Origin of the sequence: Paenarthrobacter sp. CAP02, from assembly GCF_040137855.1 — a bacterium.
In the GTDB taxonomy this organism is placed as follows: Bacteria; Actinomycetota; Actinomycetes; order Actinomycetales; family Micrococcaceae; genus Arthrobacter.
In genome coordinates this window covers 34769-58374 of the sequence record NZ_JBEEII010000004.1, presented here as the reverse complement: position 1 = coordinate 58374, position 23606 = coordinate 34769, and the positions used below count along the sequence as shown (strand labels likewise).

Genomic DNA, 23606 nt, shown 5'->3' with positions numbered 1-23606 from the left:
GAAGACTCGCCGCGCTGCATCATGGCCTGAGGCCGCACTCAATCTACCGTGGAACACGTGAGAAGAACACCGCTAGAACTGGCCGCTATAGCAACCGCGGCAGTGCCTGGATTGGCACCGACGGCTACAGCCTATTCCCCCGACGACGACGCCGATTTTGACTCGGCGATGTTGCTCGATGCGGAAGGCAAGCGCTGGCGTGTCCGTTCGCCGCGCCATCCGGAAGCCAGCACCCGGTTGGAGACGGAGTTCATGGTGCTCCGCGCTTTCGCGCCCGCTATCCGGGCGGAGCTTCCGTTCCATGTCCCCACCATCGCGGGCACAGTACGCCAGGGGGCGCTCACCACCTTCGTTTACGCCCACCTTCAGGGCGCGATGCTGTCCATAGAGGAAATCTCAGCCGGAACTCCGGCGTTGGCCCGTGAAGTCGGTGCCGCCTTGGCAGCCATCCACGACCTGCCTCTGACGCTGGTCACCAACGCAGACCTCCCGAGCTACTCGGCCAACGAATTCCGGCAGCGCAAGCTCAACGAACTCGACCAGGCCGCCACCACCGGCAAGATCCCGGCAACGCTGCTTCGCCGCTGGGAACACGCACTCGAAGATGTTGCCCTCTGGCGGTTCAACACCTCAGTTGTGCACGGCGATCTTCACGAAGACAACCTCATGGTCCAGGATGACGCCGTGACCGCGGTGACAGGCTGGACGGACCTTCGCATTGGCGATCCGGCCGACGATTTTGCCTGGCTGGTGGCCTCCAACGAATCCTCATTCGTCCAAGCGGTCCTGAGCCACTACACACAGGCGCGCCGCGAGACTCCCGACAACCACCTCCTTCGCCGTGCTGCCCTGCTGGCCGAGTTTGCCTTGGCCCAATACTTGGTGAAGGCCATGGCCGCGGGACACCAAAGCATGACAGCCGAGGCGGAGTCCATGCTCCAAACCCTTGCCAACGACATCGAAGAGCAAGCCCGACGCGACGCAGCGGCCCAAGCCGCCGAAAACGAGGCTGCAGCGCACGACCTCGCAGTCGCGGCCGCCTCGCAGCCAGCTGTCAGCGTCGTAGCGATTCCCGACGTCGGACCAGCCGTTTCGGTGGCCGCCATCCCCCCAGCCGCCGAACCGGCCGGCGCAACACAAGTGGGGTCTTCGAATGAAGAAGGCGAACCGGACGGCACTGACGACGGGAACGTCGAGGCCTTAGACAACGGGGACGAATCCGACGCAGGCACCCCGGCCGACCACGATGAAACCTCAACGGCCGCCATCAACGTGGTCACCGTGACACCACTGCATTCGGTGGACCGCTCTTAGGCCTCAGGCACTGTTCTTCAAAGCACGTTCAATAATCTCCTCCAGTTCTTCGGCCGTGCCCAGATCATGGGGCCTCACCACGGAGTCGTCCACCACGTAGTAGAAAGCGGCACTGACGTCGTCCAGGGGAACTCCTTGCAATCGTGCCCAGGCGAGCCGGTACACGGCGAGCTGAACTGCGCGCGACGCCAACTGTTGGCCTGAGGGACGGCGTCCGGTCTTCCAGTCAATGAGCTGCCAACGCCCGTCAGAGTCACGGAAGACAGCGTCGATGCGACCACGGACCACGACGTCGCCGATGCGCGTTTCCACCGGTACTTCCACGAATGCGGGGGCACGATGGGCCCACTCTGACTGTTTGAACGCCGACACCATCTCGTCCAGGCCGTAGGCCTCGTCGATGTGGGCGTCCGAACCCGGTGCCTCGTCAAGGTCCAACATGCCGGTTGAGCCGAAGTACTCCTCCACCCATGAATGGAAGGCCGTACCCTTGCGGGCTGAGATTCCAGGCTCCCGGGGCACGGGCCTGCGGAGTTGGGACAGGACAGCCGTCGGATCGGATCCGAGGTCCACGAACAGCGATGCAGAGATGTGGCTGGGCAGGTGGACGTCCTGGACTGATGAACGCATCCGCTGGCGGTCCAGCAGGAGTTCGGCCTCCTGGGACCATCGTGCGGCCATGCCACTCACATCATCGGAGGCCTCGCTGGAGCTGTGTCCTTCCATGAAGCCGCGAACCAACGCCGCTGCTTGGTCCATGGCAACCCTGCGCCCGGGAACCAGCCTGAGACGCGCGCCGGTCCGGGGATCGGAAGGGCCCTCCAGAGGATCGTAGGGGAACTGTGCCACTTCCAGGGTTGCGGTCAACGGGCTTTCCTGCGGTAACGCTTCCTCGGCCACGGATTCCGCATGGATGACTGCTTGTGCCGTCCTGCGGGCGATAGCCGGTTCCCGGCCTTCCCCGTCCACGCCTTCCAATCCGGCGAGCGGGGCCAGTTCTGACAGGAAACCCGACATGGGGGCCATCCCCGAGCGGGAGCCGTTCCAAGCTGCGCTGGAGGCCCACAAGACAAATTTGGCCCGGGTGTAGGCCACATACGCCAGCCTGCGTTCCTCTGCCTCACCGTGATGCTGGACCTCGGACTTGAAATCCTTCTCTGCGTCCAGCCACCCTTTCTGGTCCGGCTGGTCAAGGTCCCACTGGGGAAGATCGGCGCGGTCCCCCCGCAATGGCCACGGCAATGCTGCAGCTCCGCTGCTCCATCGGGAATCCCGGTTGCTGGGGAACGAACCGGCATTGAGCCCGGGAACAAAGACAACGTCCCATTCCAGTCCTTTGGAGGCATGGACTGTCAGCAACTGCACGGCTTCCCTGTTGGTCTCCACCGGAGCTACGTCCAAACCGCCCTCTTCTGATGCGGCCGCCTCCAGCCAGGACAGGAACGCCAAAAGGTCGATGCGCTGGGACGTCTGCAGGAACCCGGCCGCGGCGTCCTGGAAGGCATCCAGGTTGCGGCGGGCCTGGTGAATGCTGATTCCTGGTTTGGCTGCCACTTCGATGTCCAGGAGCATCGCCCGTTCCACTTCGCCCAGGAGCGTGGTGAGGTCGTCGCCAATGTAGCTCCTAAGGAAGCGAAGTTCGGTGGCAAGCCTGGCCAGGCGTTCCAAACCGGCCTCGCTCAAGCTCCTTCCGTGCCCCGAAGTCCAGCCGGGCTTGGGCAGGAAGTCCAGGGCCTCCACCAGGCTTGCGGCATCGGTGATATCGCTCTCAACCACTACCGCTGCCGGCTCCTCATTGGCATCGATGGGATCCGGGTGGGAGTCCGGGGCAGACCGGCGACGGGCCAGCGAACGCGACCAATCGCTGAAAGCCATCAAGTCCGCCGGACCAATGCGCCAACGTGCGCCGGCCAGCAACCTCATCAGGGCATCAGAACGTCCAGGGTCTGCCAGCACCCGCAGGGTGGCCACCAAGTCCACTATCTCCGGCGTGTCCAGCAGGCCTCCGAGGCCCACGATTTCATACGGGATGCCTTGCAGCTCGAACTCGCGGCGAAGGCACTCCATCTGGGCGCGCCGCCGGCACAGCACCGCCATCGTCGGCTTGACCGGCGTACCGTCCCCCTCCTCTTCGAAGACCGTCCGCTGGTACCGCCGGACATCGCGGGCAATGACAGCGGCTTCATCCTCATCGGTGCTGAAACGCCCAATCACCACGCTCCCGTCAACGGCCGCCGGGCTGGGAACCAAAGGCGGGACCGAGACACCGGAGGCTGAGTCCCTTTCCCCTGCGGGCCCATCCATCACCGCTGCCTTGTTCAAGGGCGCTGCGATCGTATTGGCCGCTTCCAGAATGTTCCGACCGTTGCGCCAGGCCGTAGTCAGGTACGACGTGGGAGCCACGGAGTACGTTTCAGTCCCGCCGGCCGTATCGATACGTCTGACGGGAAACTCCTGCACAAAATGGAAGAGCTGTCCTGCCGAAGCACCGCGGAAACCATAGATCGACTGGTTCGGGTCGCCCACTGCGGTGACAGCATGGCCCTGTCCAAACAGTCGCGAGAACAGGACGAGCTGCGCATGCGAGGTGTCTTGGAATTCGTCCAGGAGCACCACCTTGTAACGGGCACGTTCGGTGATGGCAGCAAGGGGGATGTCGCTGGCGATCCTCGCGGCGAGTGCCACAAGGTCGCCGAAATCGAGGACACCCCGCTGCCGCTTTGCCTCCTGGTACCGGACCACCATGTCAGCGACACTGGCACGGGTCCGGAGCATCGACGCCAGCTCGCCGGCGGCCTGGGTGGGGCTCTTCTTTGCACCGGCTACGTAGGGAAGCTCTTCGAAGGCGTGGACGCGTTCAAGGACCCATTCCCTGACCGCGGCCGGGTCCTGAAGGTGCTCAGCACACTCCCCCGCCAGCTGGATGACGGCGTTGACCAGGGTTGACTTGGCCGCGGTGAAGTGTTCGTAGTCGCCGTCATAGGCCTCGACGACTTCACTGGCTAGCTGCCACGACTGGGCACCGCCCAACAGGACAACATCGCGTTCAATACCCAACCTCAGGCCATAGTCGGAGACGATGCCGCTCGCGTAGGAGTGGTAGGTGGAGACCTTGGGTTCGAGGTCGTCAGTGCCCATCAACCCTTCCGGGAAACCAAGGCAGCCGTCGTCTTCGGCCGCAATGCGCTGCAGCGTGGCCAGTTTGCTCCGGATGCGGCTGGCCAGCTCCCCTGCGGCCTTCCGGGTGAAAGTCACGCCAAGGACTTCCTCAGGGCGCACCCATCCGTTGGCCACGAGCCACACAACGCGGTCCGCCATGGTGGCAGTCTTGCCGGAACCGGCTCCAGCGATGACCAGGCGTGGAGTGAGGGACGATGCAATGATGGCGGCTTGTTCGTCCGTGGGGTGGTTCTTCTCACCCAAAATTCCAGCCAGTTGCGAGGGCGTGAACCGGGGCTCAGGAACGTCCTCCGCGCCCGGACTGCTGGCGGCAGAACCAGCCAGGAGCTCGATTGTCATTCGGTGACCTGCTTTCCTCTGGCACACAACGGGCAGATATCGGGGAGACGGCACCCATGGCCGCCGTGGCCGCTTTTGCTGGGGTCGTGCCGGGCTTCGAAGGTCGCCGCAGCCATGAGCCCGGCCGCCTCATTGACCAGGACCTCGGCCCAGTTATCGGCAGGGTCAAGCGGCTCCTGCTGCTGCACGGCGGGGCTCTTGGCCTTGGTGCCGAGCTGGGCCAACACCGCTCCGCCCGGGACTGCGGTGTCCGCCGGTCCGGCGTCGGGCGTTTCCGTACCGGTTATGGCGTCCCGGAAGGCACCTTGAAGGACGGCAGCCTGGTAAGCACCGAGCTGGGGGTGCCTGGCAACTTCGGCTTTACCGGGCTGGCGTTTTCCGGTCTTGAGGTCCACGACGACCAGCCGGCCCCCGGAATCGATCTCCAGACGGTCCACCTGACCGCGGAGGACCGCGTGCCGCGTGTTCCCGGCCCCGGGCTCTTCCACGCCAAGGTCATCCACGTGGACATCGGGAAGCTGGACTTCAAAATCATGCTCGACGGCCAGCAGGCTCCTTCCCTCGCTGCGCATGAGGAGCACATACTGGGCCAGCTTACGGACCATGAGTTCGGCCCTCTGGAAGTCCAGCTTTCCCTCCCAGTTGTCTTTCATGCCAAGGGTGGGCCAGCGCCTGACGAGCTCTGCGACGTACTCGGAGCCGGAGGCGTCGGGCAGCTCCTGGGCGATGCTGTGCACCAGCGTTCCCAGGCTGCGCGCGAAATCCGTAGCTGCCTCTCCTCCCGCGGCCTGGACAAACCAATCCAGGGGTGACTTGTGGACAGCTTCGACTTTCGAGGGCGAGACGGACACTGTGCCCCCGGGCGGCACCACGGCAGCTTCGGAGCTCAGTGGCGCCAGTCCCCACCAGGTGTCCGGGTGGGCGCCTGCGACAGGGGGCTCCGTACTGGCGAGGCGGGCAAGTACCCGTGCAGCCTCCCGTGCGGATTCCGGCCCGCCAGGACCGGACTCGCCTGCCTGTGCGTGCTGCCGCAACTCCGCGACGAGTGCACGCAGGGTCATGGGACGGTCCACGGGCGTGTACTCACGCCTGTACTCGCCGCCGGCCAGCGGTGCCACGTAATCCAGGAACGCCGAGGGCTGTTCGTCCTCGGAAGACACTGCAGTGCAAATAAGGACCTCGCGGGCACGCGAGACTGCCGTCGAAAAGCTCCTCAGCTCGTCGTAGCGGATGTCGCGGAGGCGGCTCAAGGGTCCACGTGCCAGCGCATAGTCCACCCCATGCTCCACGGCGTCGGCGTACACGGTGCTGCCGAGCAGTTCACCACGCAAACGGGTGTTGGGCCACACACCTTCCTGAAGGCCTGCAACGATCACCACCGGCCATTCCTTGCCTGCAGCACTGGCCGGGGTCATGATCTCAACGCAGGCCTCCAGCTGGGCGCGGGCCGCGAGGGTGTCCATGGGAAGTTCCTGGTTCATCAAATAGTCCAGGAACTGTTCGGGACCAGAGCCCGGCAACTGGTCCACGAACCGTTCCGCCGTGTGGAACAGCGCCATCATGGCATCCAGGTCCCGGTCAGCGCGCGCCCCGGCGGTGCCGCCCTCAAGCGCTGCTTCTGCCCACCGGGATGACAACCCCGTGGCCTGCCATAGGGCCCACAGCACGGATTCGGCGTTCGCGCCAGGCTGTTCTGCGGCCGCGGCCCCCGCCGAAAACATCCGTGCCAGCCGGCGTGCCGAACTGCCTTCAATTCCCAGTGAAGCCAGGGCCCCTGGCTGAAGCAACGCCTCCACGAGCAAAGCGTCACTTGACCGCCCTCCGCCGCCGAGCAGTTCCTCGCGGCGCAACGACTGCCGCAGTCTGCGCAGTTCGATAGCGGTGGCGCCGCCGATCCGGGAGGTGAGGAGGGAAACTGCTGTCTCGGGGGTGAGTTTGGCGGGGTCCAGGACAATCGCGAAGGCCTCCAATAGAGGACGGACTGCCACTTCGTCGCGGACGGCCGAGTCAGCCACAGGAACCCGCACCGGGATCCCCTGGCCCCCCAGGTAGCGCTGCAATTGCGAGATCTGCCCGCCGTTGCGAACGATCACCGCGATGTCGCTGAACTCCCGCCCCTCACGGAGCTGCGCTTCGAGGATGCGTTGGGCTACGTATCGCATTTCGTGGACGGCGGAGGGAAGCACATGCCCTTCCACGCGGCCCTCCCCTGCCCCGTTATCCTGCCCGGAAACAGAGACGGCCGGTTGTTCCAATCGGCGTGCGAGCTGACCGCCGGACCGCTGCGAAATGCGGGCGGCGACCCGCGTCCAGGCTTCGGCTACCGCCGGCGTATGCCGGTGGGTGACGCCCAGGGGAAGTTCCACGATGTCGTGATTGGCGCCGCCCAGCAGGGATGGCAGCTCAGCTACGAGGTCCGGCCGCGCACCCCGGAACCCCTGCACGACGGTATCCGGCGAATACGTCACCACGACATCCTTGCCCTCCGCCACATCGGCGAGGAGCTCGAACACGGCAGGGTTGGATTCCTGGGCGTCGTCCACGAGGATGAGCTGGAGCCGGTCCCTTTCGGCGGCCAGGAACGACGGTGAGTCCTGGAAAATCTGCCGTGCCGTGGTGATGATTCCAGCGGGGTCGAAGGCCTCGGGCATTCGCAGGTCCAGGACATCCCTGTACTCGCTGTACAGCTCCGCCGCCGCCATCCAGTCCGGCCGGCCACATTCATAGGCCAGGCCAACCAGGTCTTCGGCAGTTCGTCCCGATTCGATGATTCGGTCGAACAACTGCCGGATCTCGTGGCGGAAACCGCGGGTGGGCAGCGCAGCCGTAAGATCCTCGGGCCAGGGCAGATGGAATCCGGGACGCGCGTGTCCTTCCAGCAGCTCTTTGATGATGAGGTCCTGTTCGGGGCCGGACAGGAGCTTGGGCGGCCGGGCCAGCGGAAGGATGCCTTCCGCTTTGGCTCGCCGGATGACATCGAAGGCGTACGAAGCCCACGTCCGTGCCGGCGTCGTGCTGAGGCTACGGTCCAATCGCCCCGTGAAGGTGTCCCGCAGGCCGGCGGCCGCGTGCCGTGCCGGGGCAAGGATGAGGATGCTGCCCGGATCCAGGCCATCCTCGCGGACCCGGCGGACAGCCGATTCAATGAGCACTGTGGACTTGCCCGTTCCCGGACCGCCGGGGACGAGTACGGGGCCACTTCCCTGTGGAAGCGAAACCACGGCCTGCTGGTCCGGAGATAGAACAGGTGCCGCGTAGTGGGTCTCGCGCGGCGGCAGCAGGCGGAGCGTTGCCGAAGCTTGGCGGGTTTTAGTGGGTGTCGCGGTCACACAGTCATTTCATCATCGGGCACCGACAAAATATGGAGTTGACGCTCCAACTGGTCCGAGATCACATCAAGTTGATCAAATTCCGCATCCGTTGGTGCCCAACGCGCGGCGGCCAAGTCCACGCGCCACCGGCCCTCGCCCGTGAGCAGGAAAGCCTGGTATGCACCATGAAGAGGGGTGGATTCGGCCAGGTAGTGCCGCAGGGCGTCGGCTTCGTGCCCGGCAGGTGCCTCGCCGCTGGCCCGCAGCACCCTCCACCACGCCACCGGGCTGCCGTAATGGCTCATGACGGAGCCAACCTGCCGTGGACCACCGGCGCCCAGCAGCTCGGCGACGTCACCATAGGACACTGCCGAGCCGGACGGAACGAGGTCCACAACGGCCAGCACCGCCGTCACATACTCCATCCGCATGTGTTCAGCGTAACGGCAGGAGTGTCGTGCCCAAATAGTGTCGGAGCCAGCCGGTAGCTTGAAGACATGAGCTCCTGGAACACTCTCTCCCGCGCCGCCTTCGACCTCGAGACCACCGGGAAAAACTCCCGGTCAGCGCGGATCGTCACCGCATCCATCACGGTGGTGGATGAACGCGGAGAGCTCATCGCCGAGCATGAATGGCTGGCGGATCCGGGTGTGGAGATTCCTGCCGAGGCCAGCGAGGTCCACGGCGTGACCACCGAAAGGGCTCGGGCCGAGGGGCGCCCCGCCGCAGAGGTCACCCGCGAGGTAGCCGCAGTTCTTCAGGGACTTTTCGACGACGGCACTCCGGTCATCGCTTTCAACGCCAGTTACGACTTCACGGTCCTCGCGGCGGAATCCGCCCGCTACGGCGTTGCTCAATTGACGCGCTTCCCCGTGCTGGATCCCTACATTATGAACAAGCAGGTAGACCGTTACCGGAAGGGCAAGCGGACCCTGACCGCCCTGTGCGAGGAATACGGGGTTGACCTCAACAACGCCCACACGTCAGCTGCGGATGCCCTGGCAACCTTGAGGGTGCTGGACGCCATGGCCGGCAAGTTTCCCAAGCTGCAGATGCCGGCATCCACGCTCCACCAGTTGCAGGTGGACTGGGCGGCCTCGCAGGCGGCTGATTTCCAGCAGTATCTCCGCCGCAGCAAGCCGACGGCCGTCATCGAGGGCGAATGGCCCGTCCTTCCGCCCGAGGACGCCAGCAGAGGCGGCTTCTAGCGGCGCACCGCGCAAGCGGAACCGTCCCCCCGCGGATTACGTTCTGCGACGCAAGTCACACCTGATTTCGGGAACCCCCATCAGGCTTGTTTTCGTGCGCGGATTCCACGACTTCGCCCCACCGTTGAATAGTCCAAGGGGCAATGCACTCCTGGTAGGAACTATATTCGGCTAAACCGAGCGTTGGCACCCACTTATTCGATTCACTGGCGCCTGGGGCCCTGGTGACATAATTAAGTTTGGCGGGTTGAAGTCTGCTAGGGCAGCCAACTTTCGTTTCGCTGCCGTGTTCCCCGCCCACCGCGATACGTCTCCGTGACCCGATGAAAGTGATTTCTTCATGAAATTCAAAGCCCCTAAGTGGCTGTCTGTCGCCCCTGTGGCCGCAGCCCTGGTGATTTCCCTGGCAGCATGCGGCGGTGGATCCTCCACCCCGAGTGGCACCCCCACCGACGCCCTCGCCGGCAGCGACCAAAAGAGCCTGGACTCCTTCACCACCGCTGACGTCACCCCCTTGGACAAGATCGACAAGTCCAAGCTCGGCCTCATCACCGACGGCACCCTTCGCGTCGGCACCCTCTCCGACGCCCCGCCCAACATCTTCATTGATCCTTCCGGCAAGTTCACCGGCTACGACAATGAACTGCTCCGCGCTATCGGCGACAAGCTGGGCCTCAAGGTCGAATTCGCGTCGACTGACTTCTCAGCACTGCTCTCCCAGGTGGGCAACAAGCAGTTCGACGTCGGATCCTCCTCGATCTCCACCACGGACGCCCGCCGCAAGACGGTCGGTTTCACCAACGGTTACGACTTTGGCTACATGGCCGTTGTCACCAAGAAGGATTCCAAGGTCACCGGTTTCGGCGACATCAAGGAAGGCCTGCGCGTCGGCGTTGTCCAGGGCACCGTCCAGGATGACTACATGACCAACACGCTCAAGATCGAGCCTGTCCGTTTCCCTGACTACAACACGGTCTACGGCAACGTAAAGAACGGCCAGATCGACGCTTGGGTGGCCCCGTCACAGCAGGCAGAAGGCCAGGTCAAGGAAGGCGACAACACCAAGATCGCCGAAAAGGTCGTCAACACCCAGAACTTCACCGCGTACGCAGTGAATAAGGACAACAAGCCCCTGATCGATGCCCTGAACTCCGGCTTGGACGCTGTGATCGCCGATGGCACCTGGACCAAGCTCACGGCCGAGTGGTACAAGGACCGCCCGACTGCTGCTGAGCAGACCCCCCAGGGCTGGAAGCCGGGCAGCAAGGCCGTCCAGATCCCCGCCAAGTAACCCGGACGTTCCATGGATATCCTCAACCAACTGGCCCAAAGCTTCTTTGACTGGAAGGCGATAGGCGAAGTCCTTCCCAAGATGTTCGCCGTCGGCTTGCCCAACACCATCGTGCTGGCTGTCGTCTCCGGCGTCATCGGGACAGCGATCGGGATGCTGCTCGCCCTGATGGGGATTTCCCGGAACGCAGCGGCACGGTGGATAGCCCGCATCTACACGGACATTCTCCGCGGGCTTCCACCGGTGCTGACCATCCTGGTGATCGGATTCGGGTTCGGCCCGATTGTTCGTGAACTCACAGGCTCAACCAGCCCATACCCCATGGCCATTGCGGCGCTGTCCCTGATGTCTGGTGCCTACATCGGTGAGATCTTCCGATCCGGCATCCAGAGCGTGGACAAGGGTCAGCTGGAGGCTACCCGTGCCCTCGGGTTCAGCTACGGTTCCTCCATGCGCCTGGTAGTGGTCCCCCAGGGTATCCGCCGCGTGCTTCCGGCCCTGGTCAACCAGTTCATCGCGTTGATCAAGGAGTCGTCGCTGGTCTTCATGTTGGGCCTCCTGGCAACCGAGCGTGAGATCTTCCAGATCGGCAAGGACGCGGCGGCCAACACAGGCAACCTGTCCCCCTATGTAGCTGCCGCCATCTTCTACCTGGCACTGACCATTCCGCTCACCCACTTCGTGAACTGGATTGATGCCCGGATGCGGACCGGCCGTCCGGAGAAGAAAGAACCGGACGAAGCAGCAGCCGTCGTTGGAAAAGGAGCCCAAGCATGAGTGAATTCGTTTCAGGCACATTGACGGCCAAGAACATCCACTTGTCCTTCGGCAGCAACCATGTCCTGCGTGGCATCGACCTGCACGTCGAGAAGGGCACCACAGCCTCGGTGATCGGTCCTTCCGGTTCGGGCAAGTCGACGCTGCTTCGCGTCATGAACCGGCTCATCGAGCCGGACCAAGGCGACATCCTGCTTGACGGGCGTTCGGTTCTCAAGGACAACCCTGATGAGCTGCGCCGCCGGATCGGCATGGTCTTCCAGCAGTTCAACCTGTTCCCGCACAAAACGGTGGCAGAGAACATCTCGCTCGCCCTGCGTAAACTCCGTGGCATGTCCAAGGAGCAGGCCCGGGACGAGGCCCTGAACCAGCTGGACCTGGTGGGATTGAAGCACAAAGCGGACTCCCGGCCGGCCAACCTCTCAGGTGGCCAGCAGCAGCGTGTGGCTATTGCCCGCGCGCTGGCCATGAAGCCGGAAGTGATGTTCTTCGACGAGGCAACATCTGCGTTGGACCCGGAGCTGGTCAAGGGCGTCCTGGCCCTCATGACGGACCTGGCCAAGGGTGGCATGACCATGGTGGTGGTGACCCACGAGATGGGCTTCTCCCGCAACGTTTCCGACGTTGTGACCTTCATGGATGCCGGTGTGGTCGTGGAGTCGGGCCCGCCGGAACAGCTGTTCACGGATCCGCGCACCGAGCGTCTCCAGGGCTTCCTTTCGGACGTCCTTTAGAAGCGAAGCCACAGGAAACCCCGCTTTGCGTGCCCCCTCGGGGCTGCGCGAGGCGGGGTTTCCCGCGTTCGGAACCAGATGCTACTGGCCGGCCTTGACCCGCAGGATGGTCAGCACTGCGGCGTCCACCTTGGCACGGAACGCCGGATCGGATTGGGCCTTCTGCACCACGGCCTGGTGCATGGTGGGGATGCGGGCAGGATCGGCGCACACCAGCATGGTTCCCCCGGCAGCAAAGAAGTTCAGCGCCCTATCGGCATCGGACCATGCTTCCAATTGAGCCGCGCTGCAGAGGTCGTCTGACAGGACGATTCCCGTGAACCCGGCATCAGTCCGCAGCATGGTGTCCATGATGGTCGCTGAAAAGGGTGCAATGTTGGCGGGGTCGATCTTGTCGTAATAGGCATTTGAGACCATGACCCACCGGGCGCCACCTTTGATGGCTGCCTGGAAAGGTTCCAGGGCGGGATCATTACGGGTGGTGGAAGTGTCCCGGACCTCGCTGCTGACGTCCGTATTGGGAACCACTCGGCCCAGGCCCGGGAAGTGTTTCATTACTGGAGCGACGCCGGCATCCTTCATCCCATCAGCGAAGGCATTGCCCAGCACCGAGACATCGTGGGGTGTAAAGCCGTACTCCCGCTGGAAGTGGCCGATCGGGGCGTTGGACGGGGCAAATTCGGGACTCGTGACGGTATCCAGGACAGGGGCAAGGTTCACATTGACGCCAACGCTGCGTAGCTCCTTGCCCCAGACGGCCGCGTCGGCACGGAGCTTGGTGGGCCCTGCCCCTGCCTGTATGAGCGCTGCGGGTATTTGCGAGAAGCCCAGACCGGACAGGACCTGTACGAATCCGCCTTCCTGGTCTGTGGCGACAGACAACGGCAACCCACCGGTTGTGGCAGCGGAAACCGTGCCGGTCAATGCTGACACCACCGACGCTGTCGTCGCCGTTCCGGCTTTGCTGCGCCCGCTCAAGTAGACGTTGCCCACGTGATAGTTGTTCAACGCGGCCATGGTTGCAGCTTCGGCGCCGGTAGCCTTGGCAGCGACCATGAACAGCTGTCCAACGCGTTGTTCCACGTCCAGGGTGGCGAGCTGCTGTTCAGCCGCAGATGGGGTGCCGGTGCTCGGCTGTGGGGCCGGAGCAGGGGCCGCTGGAGCAGAAGGCCGTGCCGAGGGCGTTGCCGCCGCGGTGCTGGGAACCGGGGCGGCTGATGACGGGGAAGCGGAGGCCGACGGCGTCCCTTGAGTTGGGTTCTGGGCGGAACTTCCGTTGCCTGCCGAGCAGCCGGACGCCATGGCGAGCAGAGCTCCAGCCGCCGCGATGCTCATTCCGAGGGATGCAATTGTCTGGGTCTTGCGCATGGTAAACCGTTGATTCGTTGGGGTTGGGTTTCCACTTACGAGCCTACCCCGTGCGGGTACAACAATGCCCCGGGCAGCTGCGCGGTGCAGCTCCCCGGGGCAGGCTGGCCACGTCAGGCGGAGGCGGCGGCCGCAGCTTTCGCAGCTGCCGGGAGTGCGTCGAAGATCCGGCTCATAGCTGCGTCGTCGTGGGCTGCAGACAGGAACCAGGCTTCGAAGACCGACGGCGGAAGGTAGACACCGGAGTCCAGCATGGAGTGGAAGAACGGCGCGTAGCGAAAAGATTCCTGGCCCTGGGCGTCGTCGTAGTTGTGCACACCGTGGGCGGAGGTGCCGAACGCGACGGAGAACAGGTTGCCTGCCCTCTGGATGGAGTGGTCCACTCCGGCAGCATCAAGGGCAGACGACAGGGCCGCGGACAGCTCCAGTGACCGGGCATCGACGTGGGCGTAGACCTCAGGCGTCGCGTTCGTCAGCGTTGCCACGCCGGCAGCCATGGCCACAGGATTGCCGGACAAGGTGCCGGCCTGGTAAACCGGACCAACCGGAGCGAGGTAGTCCATGACGTCGGCGCGTCCGCCGAGTGCCGCCGTCGGCATGCCGCCGCCGATGACCTTGCCGAAGGTGAGAAGGTCCGGCGCCCAGCCCTCCTGGCGGCCAGTCAGGCCCCAGTAGCCGGCATGTCCAGTGCGGAATCCGGTGAGCACTTCGTCGAGGATAAGCAGTGCACCGTGTTCCTTGGTGATCCGCGAAAGACCGGCGTTGAAGCCTTCTCCCGGGGTCACGACACCCATGTTGGCCGGCGCAGCTTCCGTGATGACGGCCGCGATGTTGTTGCCGTGGGCGGCGAAGGCAGCTTCGACGGAGGCGAGGTCGTTGTACGGCAGCACCAATGTCTCAGCTGCCGTGGCTTCAGTGACACCTGCCGAGCCGGGCAAGGCCAAAGTGGCGACGCCCGAACCGGCCGCGGCGAGCAGTCCATCGAGGTGGCCGTGGTAGCAGCCGGCGAACTTGATGATGAGGTTGCGGCCGGTAAAGCCGCGGGCCAGGCGAACGGCCGTCATGGTGGCTTCCGTGCCGGTGGACACCATCCGGAGGCGTTCGACGGCGGAGACACGTTCCTTGACGATGGCAGCCAGGTTGGCTTCGTCCGGAGTGGAGGCACCGAAGGACAGGCCACGGTCCACGGCCGCGTGGACGGCGTCGAGGACGGCCGGGTGGGCATGGCCCAGCAATGCCGGCCCCCAGGAGCACACCAGGTCAACGTATTCTTTGCCGTCCGCGTCCGTGAGGTAGGCACCCTTGGCCGAGACCATGAACTTCGGGTTGCCACCCACGGATCCGAAGGCGCGGACCGGGGAGTTCACGCCTCCGGGCATAAGGGACCGGGCGCGGTCGAAGAGCTGGTCGGACACGGGGGTGTTTGAAGTCATGGTTCCTATTCTTTCAGTGATTCAACAGCGGCAGGGCCGTCGCCTACGAGGCCGCGGCAAGCAGCTCGTCGACCCGTGGGGCCACCTGTGTGCCGTAAAGCTCGATGCAGCGCATCATGGATTGGTGCGGCAGGGTCCCATTGCTGTATTTGAGGTCGAAGCGGTCAACCCCGAGGTTCCGCTTCAGGAGCGCGATCTTCTGCGCCACGGTTTCCGGAGAGCCCACATAGAGAGCGCCTTCGGGACCGCACATCGCATCGAATTCGCCCCGGTTGCCGGGTCCCCACCCACGCTCGGCACCGATCCTGTTGCGCTGTTCAAGCCAGTGCGGGAAGAGTTCTTCGCGGGCGGCCTCGTCGGTATCGGCGATGAAACCCGGTGAGTGTGTCGCTATCTGGCGCATCGGGTGGCCGTACTTGCCCATGGCATCGCGGTACAGATTCACCAAGGGCGCAAAGCGGCGGGGTTCTCCGCCGATGATGGCGAAGATGATCGGGTATCCGTATTCGGCACAGCGCAGTACAGACTCAGGGGTTCCGCCTACTCCGATCCAGGCGGGCAACAGATGGTGCTGCAGCTTCGGGTAGACCTGGAGCCCGCTGACGTTGGGGCGGGTACGGCCTTCCCAATGGACCGGCTTCTGCGCGCGCACTTTATCGAAGAGCTCAAGCTTTTCCTCGAAGAGGACCTCGTAATCGGCCAGGTCAAGGCCGAACAGCGGGAAGGACTCCACGAACGAACCCCGTCCGAGCATCACCTCGGCCCTGCCGTTCGATATCGCGTCAACGGTGGAGAAGCGTTGGAACACCCTGATGGGGTCGTCCGAGCTCAGCACCGTGACAGCCGAGCCGAGGCGGATCCGGGACGTCACAGCCGCTGCCGCGGCGAGGAAAACCTCCGGCGCCGACACGGCAAAGTCCCGGCGATGGTGCTCACCCACGCCGAAGGCATGGAGACCGACGGAGTCTGCGAGTTTGGCTTCTTCCAACAGCTCCCGCAGGACTTGGGCATGCTCCTTGGGATTTCCGTCGGCGTCGAGTCCCGCGTCACCGAAGGTGTTCAGCCCGAGCAGGATCTGGTCAGAAGCTACCGGTGCTGTGGGATCGGAGGAAACAGAGGTCATCAGGACTCCTTCAGCCAGCCTGCCAATTCGGAGGCCCAGTAGGTCAATACGGTATCGGCGCCGGCCCGCTTGATCCCCAGCACGGACTCGGTGATGGCACCACGCCGGTCGATCCAGCCGTTGGCCGCAGCCGCTTCGATCATGGCGTACTCGCCTGAGATTTGGTAGGCCGAGACGGGTACCGGGCTCATGGCGGCGACGTCGGCAAGGATGTCCAGGTAGCTCATGGCCGGCTTGACCATGACCATGTCCGCTCCTTCCTCCAAGTCCAACTCGACTTCGAGGATGGCTTCGCGACGGTTGGCCGCGTCCATTTGGTAGGTCCGGCGGTCACCCTTCAGCTGGGAATCAACGGCCTCACGGAACGGGCCGTAGAAAGCGGAAGCATATTTTGCGGCGTACGCCAGGACCGCGGTGTTCTTGTGGCCGGATTCCTCCAGGGCCTGCCTGATGACGGCGATCTGGCCGTCCATCATTCCCGAAGGGCCCAGGACGTGCGCGCCGGCATCTGCTTGGGCCACTGCCATCTTGCCGTAGATTTCCAACGTGGCGTCATTGTCCACGTAGCCCTCGGCGTCCAGTACACCGCAGTGGCCGTGGTCGGTGAATTCGTCCAGGCACACGTCGCCCATGATCACCAGGTCGTCACCGACTTCGGCTTTGACGTCGCGGATTGCCTTGTTCAGGACACCGTCAGGGTCAAGGGACGCAGTGCCCTGCGCGTCCCGGACCGCGGGTACGCCGAACAGCATGATGCCGCCCACTCCCAGCTGCACGGCCTCGGCGGCAGCACGTTTCAGGGAGTCGGTGGTGTGCTGGACGACGCCCGGCATGGAGCTGATGGGGCTCGGTTCGGTGAGGCCCTCCCGGATGAATGCCGGGAGGATCAGGTCTGCGGGGGCCAGCCGGTTCTCGGCGGTCAGCCTGCGCATGGCGGGAGTTGTGCGCAAGCGGCGGGGACGATGGTTTGGAAAGCTCATTGCGGGTTCCCTTCGTTGGCGAAAACAGATACCAGTGCGGCCACGATGCCGTCCGGTGTTGGTTCTTTGGCCGTGGCAGCCACGGCGAGTCCGAGCTGGGAGGCCGCAGCCGCCGTCGGACGTCCAATCGCGATGACCTGGCAGCGGCCCAATCCCGGAAAGTCCCTGGCGATGCGCCGTGCGCCACTGGGCGAGGCGAGCACCACGGCGTCCATGGTCCCGGCGTCCAGGGCCTCCCGCGCTTCTGCCGGACTCATGATCCGCGGTGCTTGGTCTTCAACCACGACGGCGGACGGCAGCTCCGCTGTCAGGCGGCGCCCGGTGTGGGCCGGGAAATCAACGGTGTGGTAGGCGGTCACGGCAGTAACGTCGGCGCCCTTCGCTGCAAGGCCTTCACGGAGGCCCGGCGCGGCAATATCTGCTTGGGGCAGGAAGACCTGGCCGGGTGCCGCTGTCCAGAGCTCAAGGAGGCCATCTGCCGACTGTGCCTCGACGGGCGCCAGCGCAACTGTGAGTCCAACGGACTCCAGCGCGCGCCTGGTCGACTCGCCCACGGTGGCCACCCTGGTCCCGGCGGGGACCAGATGAGCAAGGGTGACACCGCGTTCGGCAGCCTTTTCCAGCAGGACACGTACCGTGGTGATGCTGCTGACGACCAGCCAGTCGAATCCGCCCGCGGAAAGCCGGTCAATGCCCTCATCCAACGGGGACTGGTCTTGGGCCCGTTCGAAATCGATCAGTGGAAGAACCAGTGGCTCCGCACCGGCTCCGGTGAGGAGTGAAGCCAAAGCCTGGGCGCGGTCGGCGGTCCTGGTAACTAGGACGCGCCGGCCGGCCAAGGTTTGTGCTTCCAAGGGCTTAGGATGCGGCAAGATCCGCAATCTCCGCCGCGCCGGCGGCGAGCAACAGCTCGGCAACCTCGATGCCCAGCAGGGTGGCTCCCACCTCAGTGAGGCCGTCGGTGGCCTTTTTCTCGCGCACGGTCTTGGTCCCGTCCACGGAGCAGACGGCAGCTTCGAGGTGAAGCATGCTCCCCTTGCGGAAGGCGAAGGCACCTACGGGAGCCGCGCAGCCGGCCTCGAGCCTGGCAAGGACCGCACGCTCAGCTGTCACCGCAAGGCGGGTGTCGTCGTCGTCCAGCGCGGCCAGGGCCTGCGCCAACACACCGTTGGAGCCCTCCGTCGTGCCTGCCTGGTTGGGAGCATCCTCCGTGCGGCATTCGATGGCCAACGCCCCTTGCCCAGGTGCCGGCAACATGACGCTGGTTTCGAAGAACTCGCTGACGGTGTCCAGCCGGCCCATCCGCTCCAGGCCGGCAGCGGCGAGCACCACGGCGTCCAGGTCGCATGACTTACCGGGAACAACCTCGGACGTGGTGTTTCCCGGAAGCCCCGGGACCCTGCCAAGGCGGGTGTCAACGTTGCCCCGGATATCGAGGACCTCGATGTCCGGCCGCGCGGCCCGAAGCTGGGCTGCACGGCGGGGCGAGCCGGTGCCCACCTGCGCGCCACCCGGCAGTTCCGCGAGCGTCATGCCGTCGCGCGCGCAGAGGACATCCCGGACGTCGACGCGCTTTGGCGTCGCAGCGATACTCAGGCCAAGGGCCGCCCCTGTGGGCAGGTCCTTCAGGGAATGCACGGCGACATCGCAGGTGTCGGCCAGCAGCGCATCACGGAGCGCCGCGACGAACACGCCTGTGCCGCCCATCTGGGAGAGGGAACCTGTCTTGACGTCGCCCTCGGTCCGGATGTGCACGAGGTCTACCGGGAAACCGCCGACAGCAGCCAACTTGTCGGCAGTCTGCTGCGTCTGGGTCAGGGCCAGCTTGCTGGCCCTGGTGCCGATGCGGACGGTCACTTGGCGGCCTCCGACGCGGCGTACGCGTCGTGGCCGATGCCGACGCGGGTACCGACTTCGGCGATGACAGGCTTGGCACCGCGGAAGTTCTCGCAGCAGTTGGGACGGCACACGTCGTACCACGGTCCGAGGTCGGTGACATGCGGACGATCGGCGATGTTGTTATCCACGGTACGTTCGCAGATCAGGTCCACGAGACCGGAAACAAAGGCTGCATGCGTGCCCGGCGTGGGAACGCGAGTGGCCTCGATGTTGAGGTTCTGGCACGTTTCCAGCGCCTCAGTGTCGAGGTCCCAGGCAACTTCCATGTGATCGCTGACGAAACCGAGGGGAACAATGACAACGCCCTTGACACCTTCAGGAGCGATTTCCTCGAGGTGGTCGTTGATGTCCGGCTCCAGCCAGGGAATGTGCGGTGCGCCCGAGCGCGACTGGTACACCAGATCCCATGCGACGTTGGGTGCCACGGTATCCATGATGGCCTTGGCGTTGGCAAGGTGCTGGGCTGCGTAGGCAGATCCTTCAGCGAACTCGCGCGGCTCGTCGTCTGAACGGCCGGCGGCCTCGGCATCGCGGGTGGGAATGGAGTGGGTAGCGAACAGGACACGGATCTTCGAGTCCGGGTCGGTTTCGCCGGCAGCAGCCAGCTTGCCCCGGATCTCTTCAAGCCCGGCGGCTGTCCCCTCAAGGAAGGGCTGAACCACACCAGGGTGGTCGAAGTACTGGCGGATCTTGTCCACCTCGAGCTTGCCGTCCAGGCCGGTTTCGGTCAGCGCAACGCCGATGTCTTCGCGGTACTGGCGGCAGCTGGAGTAACAGGAGTAGATGCTGGTGGTGAGCATCAGGATCCGGCGGTGGCCGGCGTCGTATGCATCCTGCAGGACGGGGGCGATGTACGGGTCCCAGTTCCGGTTGCCCCACAGGACGGGCAGCTCGATTCCGCGCTGTGCCAGCTCGGCTTCGATCGCAGCCTTCAACTCACGGTTCTGCTGGTTGATAGGGCTGATGCCACCAAACGCGCGGTAGTGGTGCGACACCTCTTCCAGGCGTTCGTCGGGGATGCCACGGCCACGGGTGACGTTGCGCAGGAAGGGTATGACGTCCTCCTGGCCTTCGGGTCCACCAAAGGACGCCAGCAGGACGGCGTCGTAGTTCTTGGGTTCCTGGCGGCCGCGCTCGGTGACGCTGTTCGGTTCGGTGGAAAGGGGGAGCTCACTCATGCCAGGACCTCAGCAATCTCGGCGGCGCTGATGCGACGGCCGGTGTAGAACGGGATTTCTTCACGGACGTGGTTGCGGGCTTCGCTGTCGCGCAGGTGGCGCATCAGGTCGACCAGGTCCACCAGTTCCGGTGCCTCAAGTCCAAGGATCCATTCCCAGTCCCCCAGCGCGAAGGAGGAGACGGTGTTGGAGATGACCTGCGGGAATTCGCGGCCCAGCAAACCGTGTTCGCGGAGCATGGCGCCGCGCTCTTCGGCCGGCAGGATGTACCACTCGTAGGAGCGGACGAACGGGTAGACACAGAGCCAGGTGCTGGGCTCGACGCCACGCGCGTAGGCGGGCACGTGGCTCTTGGCGAACTCGGCCTCGCGGTGCACGCCCATGGCGGACCAGACAATTTCCGTTCCTGCGAACAGTTTGCTGCGGCGGATGGAGCGGACGGCGGACTGCAGGTCCTCGGGCTTGGCGCCGTGGAGCCACACCATGATGTCGGCGTCCGAGCGCATCGCCGACACGTCATAGCTACCTCGGAGGACCACGCCGCCGTCGGCGAGCGTTTCGATCAGGGCTTCGAATTCCTGGGCAGCCTCGCCGCTGCGCAGGACGTCGGCCGAGCGCTTGAAGACGGTCCAAAGCGTGAAGAACTGCTCGTCGGTTCCAGCAGTTTTAGTGACAGATTCGGCAGAAGTGTGGCTCATGGTTCAAGTTTGCCCCGTGCATGGCGCTAAGTCGAAACGGATCAGTTCTACAGGGCGTAGAAGTGATACAAATCACACAATGGCGGGCCCGCGCTTGATTGCCTCGCTGAGTTGCTTCCGGGTATCCGACACGACCGCGGCCAAGCCGTTGCCTGCCAACCACCCTCCGACAACCGTCAGCCCCTCCGCAGCGGCGCACACCTCACGGACGTGCGCCACGCGCTGTTTATGACCGACGGCGGCGAACGGCAGGGCACCTGCCCAGCGCACCACATCCCAATCCACAACATCCGCCCGGGATACCGGCACCGTCAACAACTGTGAGGCATCGGCCAAGGCCGCCGAGAGGAGGGATTCGTCATCCAGGACCACATCCGGGGATCCACCCGCATCCTCGCGGCGACCATAGGACAGCCGCAGCACGTGGGTTCCAGGACCGGCTTCCCCGGCAAGCCAATCCCATTTAGCCGTGGCGTGCGTCAGCGCCTTCGCTGTGATCCCCGGGGTCTGTGGCGCCACGAGGATGCCGGTTCCGCGGGGTCGCCGATCAAGTTCTGGCACGTCAACCACCATCGTCACCAGGCTCACCAAGGGCCCTGGCGCCGGACGCAGGTCGGACAATGCCGGCAGCGACTTCTCTAACAGGCCCACAGCCGCCGGGCCGTCCAGCGCAACCACCAGGTGGCCGGCGTCGTACGGGGAATCACCGGCGGTGACACGCCAACCGGCCGAAGTCTTCACGACGTCCGTCGCCGCAGTTCCGGTGAGCAGGTCCACACCACGCCCGCGGAGGTCGGCCACCAAGGCAGTCACCAAGGTGTTCATGCCGCCTGCCAAGCCGGCGACGGCGGAACCCGCCTTGGCAAGCCCGGAGCCTGTTTTCCGGGCTGACGCATTGTCGCCGGCCGGGACGGCAGCAACTTTGCGCTGGGCTGCGACGGCCGCCGACAAGGAACCGTGTGTTCGGATTCCAGCCCGGAGCCCGGGCGCAACCATGTCCACGTCCAGGAGGGCGGGGTCGGCGGAATGGACACCGCCCACCACTGGGGAAACAAGGCGTTCCAGGACTTTCCTGCCCATCCGGGTCCGCACAAGGGAGGCAACACTGGTGACGTCCGAGGACGTACCCACCGACGCCGGCAACCACCGGTCCCAGGAGGCGCGCACGGCACCGAGGAAGCCCAGTGAACGCCGGACCTCCGGGTCCCAGGGGTTGGCTGGTATGCCGAGGACTCCGGTCTTGGGCAACTCCTGCGGGCCGTCCGGCAGCTGCACCCAGGCACCACCGGGGTGCGGGGCTACGATCCTGTCGCCGAGTCCGAGCTCCCTGGCGAGGTCGGCTACCGCCGAAGACCTCGTGGCATATGACTCTGCGCCGCTGTCCAGTTGGAGCCCTGCGACTACGTGGCTGCCCACGCAACCACCCCAGGCGCCGGTGGCCTCGAGGACCGTGACCGGCATGCCGGCCATGGCAAGTTCCCGCGCAGCAAGGAGCCCTGAAATGCCACCGCCCACCACCACGGCACGTGGTCCTGCGGGACGGGCTGTGGGCGTTGGATGTCCGCCGCGCATGAGCCCTACTCTGCCGGAATCGAGTGGATGAGTTCCACGACGCGGGTCAGGACGGTCGGATCCGTTTCCGGAGGGACGCCGTGGCCCAGGTTCAGGACGTGGCCCGGGGCGTGGGCGCCGGCTGCGATAACCTCGCGGACATGCGCCTCCAGGATGTCCCAGGGCGCGGACAGCAGTGCGGGATCGATGTTGCCCTGCAACGGAACGGCCCCGCCAAGGCGACGGTTCGCTTCATCAAGGGGAAGCCGGTAGTCCACGCCCACCACGTCCACCCCGACGTCGCGCATGGCAACCAGGAGTTCGGACGTGCCGGTGCCGAAGTGGATCAACGGAGCACCGAGGTCCCGGACATGGTCCAGTGCGCGGGCGGAGGCCGGTGCTACGTACTTGGTGTAGTCGGCAAGGCCCAGGGAGCCTGCCCAGGAGTCAAAGAGCTGCGCGGCCGAGGCTCCGGCTTCCAGCTGCGCCTGGAGGAACATTCCCGACGTATCGGCGGCCCAGTTGGCCAGCGCGTTCCAGGTCTCAGTGTCGGCGTGCATCATGGTCCGCGGGCCGAGGTGGTCGCGGGAGGGCTTACCCTCAACCATGTAGGCGGCCAGCGTGAACGGCGCACCTGCGAAGCCGATCAGCGGAGTCTTTCCGAGCTCCGCGACCGTCAGGCGCACGGCCTCACGGATTGGCTCCAGTGCCTCCCAGGTCAGGGTGGGAAGAGCGGCGACATCGGCAGCCGTGCGGACGGGCTTGTCCAGGACCGGCCCCACGCCGGGCACGATATCCACGCCAACGCCCGCCAGCTTCAAGGGAATGACGATGTCCGAGAAAAAGATGGCGGCATCGACGTCGTGGCGCCGGACGGGCTGCAGCGTGATCTCGGCGGCGAGTTCAGGACGCAGGCACGAGTCCAGCATGGCAACGCCTTCGCGGACCTTGAGGTACTCAGGAAGGGAACGGCCGGCCTGGCGCATGAACCACACCGGCCGCCGCGACGGCTTGCCGCCACGGTATGCCGTGATCAGCGGCGAGTCCGAGGTACGGCCGTCCTTCAGCGGGTGGTTGGGGCCGAGGGCTCCCGCCGGGGCGTTGGAGGCCGTACTCTGGGATGCTGCCGAGCTAGAAGTCATGCCTTTGATTGTGCCGAAAATCCGGGGCAAAAGATAACGACAAGCTGTCACGTCGAGCCCAAAAGGAGCCGCTGTGGCGG

At 64.9% G+C, this 23606-nt stretch carries 18 protein-coding genes; 5 read left to right on the top strand and 13 right to left on the bottom strand.

Annotation, left to right across the window (positions count from 1 at the left end):
• Positions 1 to 57 precede the first annotated feature (57 nt).
• Entirely contained in the window at positions 58 to 1314 is a 1257-nt protein-coding gene (locus tag ABHM97_RS08085; protein ID WP_349470259.1) for a macrolide 2'-phosphotransferase, read from the top strand.
• A 3-nt stretch (positions 1315 to 1317) separates the two neighbouring features.
• Here the strand turns inward: ABHM97_RS08085 and ABHM97_RS08080 are convergent, their stop codons facing one another.
• From ABHM97_RS08080 to ABHM97_RS08070, 3 genes are read right to left on the bottom strand one after another with little or no spacing between them, the layout of a single operon-like run.
• On the bottom strand, positions 1318 to 4833 hold the full coding sequence (locus ABHM97_RS08080; RefSeq protein WP_349470258.1) for an ATP-dependent helicase: 3516 nt from the start codon (positions 4831 to 4833) through the stop codon (positions 1318 to 1320).
• Entirely contained in the window at positions 4830 to 8162 is a 3333-nt protein-coding gene (locus tag ABHM97_RS08075; RefSeq protein ID WP_349470257.1) for an ATP-dependent helicase, read from the bottom strand. The genes ABHM97_RS08080 and ABHM97_RS08075 overlap by 4 nt, the downstream gene beginning before the upstream one ends.
• A complete protein-coding gene (locus tag ABHM97_RS08070) occupies positions 8159 to 8575 on the bottom strand; it encodes an MGMT family protein (protein WP_257369245.1) in 417 nt (138 codons plus the stop codon). Before ABHM97_RS08070 ends, ABHM97_RS08075 begins: the two co-directional genes overlap by 4 nt.
• 66 nt (positions 8576 to 8641) lie before the next feature.
• On the opposite strand from ABHM97_RS08070, the gene ABHM97_RS08065 reads away from it, so the two are divergent.
• The 4 genes from ABHM97_RS08065 (at position 8642) to ABHM97_RS08050 (ending at position 12154) form a co-directional block, all read left to right on the top strand.
• Positions 8642 to 9352 (top strand): 3'-5' exonuclease, encoded by a 711-nt coding sequence (locus ABHM97_RS08065; RefSeq protein WP_349470256.1) that lies wholly within the window; start codon positions 8642 to 8644, stop codon positions 9350 to 9352.
• 340 nt (positions 9353 to 9692) lie between these two features.
• Complete coding sequence (locus ABHM97_RS08060) at positions 9693 to 10643, top strand: ABC transporter substrate-binding protein (protein WP_235520656.1); 951 nt, start codon at positions 9693 to 9695, stop codon at positions 10641 to 10643.
• Positions 10644 to 10655: 12 nt separating this feature from the next.
• Entirely contained in the window at positions 10656 to 11420 is a 765-nt protein-coding gene (locus ABHM97_RS08055) for an amino acid ABC transporter permease (RefSeq protein WP_257369247.1), read from the top strand.
• Positions 11417 to 12154 (top strand): amino acid ABC transporter ATP-binding protein, encoded by a 738-nt coding sequence (locus ABHM97_RS08050; RefSeq protein ID WP_211714242.1) that lies wholly within the window; start codon positions 11417 to 11419, stop codon positions 12152 to 12154. Before ABHM97_RS08055 ends, ABHM97_RS08050 begins: the two co-directional genes overlap by 4 nt.
• 81 nt (positions 12155 to 12235) lie before the next feature.
• Here the strand turns inward: ABHM97_RS08050 and ABHM97_RS08045 are convergent, their stop codons facing one another.
• From ABHM97_RS08045 to hemE, 10 genes are all read right to left on the bottom strand, one after another.
• The gene (locus ABHM97_RS08045) at positions 12236 to 13489 is read right to left on the bottom strand and encodes a glycoside hydrolase family 3 N-terminal domain-containing protein (RefSeq protein WP_349470255.1); all 1254 of its coding nucleotides are present in this window, start codon (positions 13487 to 13489) and stop codon (positions 12236 to 12238) included.
• Between the two features lie 146 nt (positions 13490 to 13635).
• Positions 13636 to 14955 carry a glutamate-1-semialdehyde 2,1-aminomutase gene (hemL, locus tag ABHM97_RS08040; protein WP_349470254.1) on the bottom strand — a complete coding sequence of 440 codons (1320 nt, stop codon included), beginning with the start codon at positions 14953 to 14955 and terminating at the stop codon, positions 13636 to 13638.
• Between the two features lie 43 nt (positions 14956 to 14998).
• Positions 14999 to 16078: an LLM class flavin-dependent oxidoreductase gene (locus ABHM97_RS08035; RefSeq protein ID WP_349470253.1), complete on the bottom strand. Its 1080-nt coding sequence runs from the start codon at positions 16076 to 16078 to the stop codon at positions 14999 to 15001.
• A complete protein-coding gene (hemB, locus tag ABHM97_RS08030) occupies positions 16078 to 17058 on the bottom strand; it encodes a porphobilinogen synthase (RefSeq protein WP_235520661.1) in 981 nt (326 codons plus the stop codon). Before hemB ends, ABHM97_RS08035 begins: the two co-directional genes overlap by 1 nt.
• Entirely contained in the window at positions 17055 to 17912 is an 858-nt protein-coding gene (locus tag ABHM97_RS08025; RefSeq protein WP_235520662.1) for a uroporphyrinogen-III synthase, read from the bottom strand. The genes hemB and ABHM97_RS08025 overlap by 4 nt, the downstream gene beginning before the upstream one ends.
• A gap of 4 nt (positions 17913 to 17916) precedes the next feature.
• The gene (gene hemC / locus ABHM97_RS08020) at positions 17917 to 18915 is read right to left on the bottom strand and encodes a hydroxymethylbilane synthase (protein WP_235520663.1); all 999 of its coding nucleotides are present in this window, start codon (positions 18913 to 18915) and stop codon (positions 17917 to 17919) included.
• Complete coding sequence (locus ABHM97_RS08015) at positions 18912 to 20135, bottom strand: ferrochelatase (RefSeq protein WP_349470252.1); 1224 nt, start codon at positions 20133 to 20135, stop codon at positions 18912 to 18914. Before ABHM97_RS08015 ends, hemC begins: the two co-directional genes overlap by 4 nt.
• Entirely contained in the window at positions 20132 to 20833 is a 702-nt protein-coding gene (hemQ, locus tag ABHM97_RS08010; protein ID WP_349470251.1) for a hydrogen peroxide-dependent heme synthase, read from the bottom strand. The genes ABHM97_RS08015 and hemQ overlap by 4 nt, the downstream gene beginning before the upstream one ends.
• 72 nt (positions 20834 to 20905) lie before the next feature.
• Positions 20906 to 22405, bottom strand: a complete 1500-nt coding sequence (gene hemG, locus ABHM97_RS08005; protein WP_349470250.1) for a protoporphyrinogen oxidase — start codon at positions 22403 to 22405, stop codon at positions 20906 to 20908.
• A gap of 5 nt (positions 22406 to 22410) precedes the next feature.
• A complete protein-coding gene (hemE, locus tag ABHM97_RS08000; protein ID WP_349470248.1) occupies positions 22411 to 23526 on the bottom strand; it encodes a uroporphyrinogen decarboxylase in 1116 nt (371 codons plus the stop codon).
• Between the last annotated feature and the right edge of the window lie 80 nt (positions 23527 to 23606).

Excerpts from the sequence above, each read along its gene's own strand:
- ABHM97_RS08080 (WP_349470258.1), bottom strand. The coding sequence starts at position 4,833 with ATGACAATCGAGCTCCTGGCTGGTTCTGCCGCCAGCAGTCCGGGCGCG.
- ABHM97_RS08070 (WP_257369245.1), bottom strand. The coding sequence starts at position 8,575 with ATGCGGATGGAGTATGTGACGGCGGTGCTGGCCGTTGTGGACCTCGTT.
- ABHM97_RS08065 (WP_349470256.1), top strand. The coding sequence starts at position 8,642 with ATGAGCTCCTGGAACACTCTCTCCCGCGCCGCCTTCGACCTCGAGACC.
- ABHM97_RS08060 (WP_235520656.1), top strand. The coding sequence starts at position 9,693 with ATGAAATTCAAAGCCCCTAAGTGGCTGTCTGTCGCCCCTGTGGCCGCA.
- ABHM97_RS08055 (WP_257369247.1), top strand. The coding sequence starts at position 10,656 with ATGGATATCCTCAACCAACTGGCCCAAAGCTTCTTTGACTGGAAGGCG.
- ABHM97_RS08050 (WP_211714242.1), top strand. The coding sequence starts at position 11,417 with ATGAGTGAATTCGTTTCAGGCACATTGACGGCCAAGAACATCCACTTG.
- ABHM97_RS08045 (WP_349470255.1), bottom strand. The coding sequence starts at position 13,489 with ATGAGCATCGCGGCGGCTGGAGCTCTGCTCGCCATGGCGTCCGGCTGC.
- hemL (WP_349470254.1), bottom strand. The coding sequence starts at position 14,955 with ATGACTTCAAACACCCCCGTGTCCGACCAGCTCTTCGACCGCGCCCGG.
- ABHM97_RS08035 (WP_349470253.1), bottom strand. The coding sequence starts at position 16,078 with ATGACCTCTGTTTCCTCCGATCCCACAGCACCGGTAGCTTCTGACCAG.
- hemB (WP_235520661.1), bottom strand. The coding sequence starts at position 17,058 with ATGAGCTTTCCAAACCATCGTCCCCGCCGCTTGCGCACAACTCCCGCC.
- ABHM97_RS08015 (WP_349470252.1), bottom strand. The coding sequence starts at position 20,135 with ATGAGTGAGCTCCCCCTTTCCACCGAACCGAACAGCGTCACCGAGCGC.
- hemQ (WP_349470251.1), bottom strand. The coding sequence starts at position 20,833 with ATGAGCCACACTTCTGCCGAATCTGTCACTAAAACTGCTGGAACCGAC.
- hemG (WP_349470250.1), bottom strand. The coding sequence starts at position 22,405 with ATGCGCGGCGGACATCCAACGCCCACAGCCCGTCCCGCAGGACCACGT.
- hemE (WP_349470248.1), bottom strand. The coding sequence starts at position 23,526 with ATGACTTCTAGCTCGGCAGCATCCCAGAGTACGGCCTCCAACGCCCCG.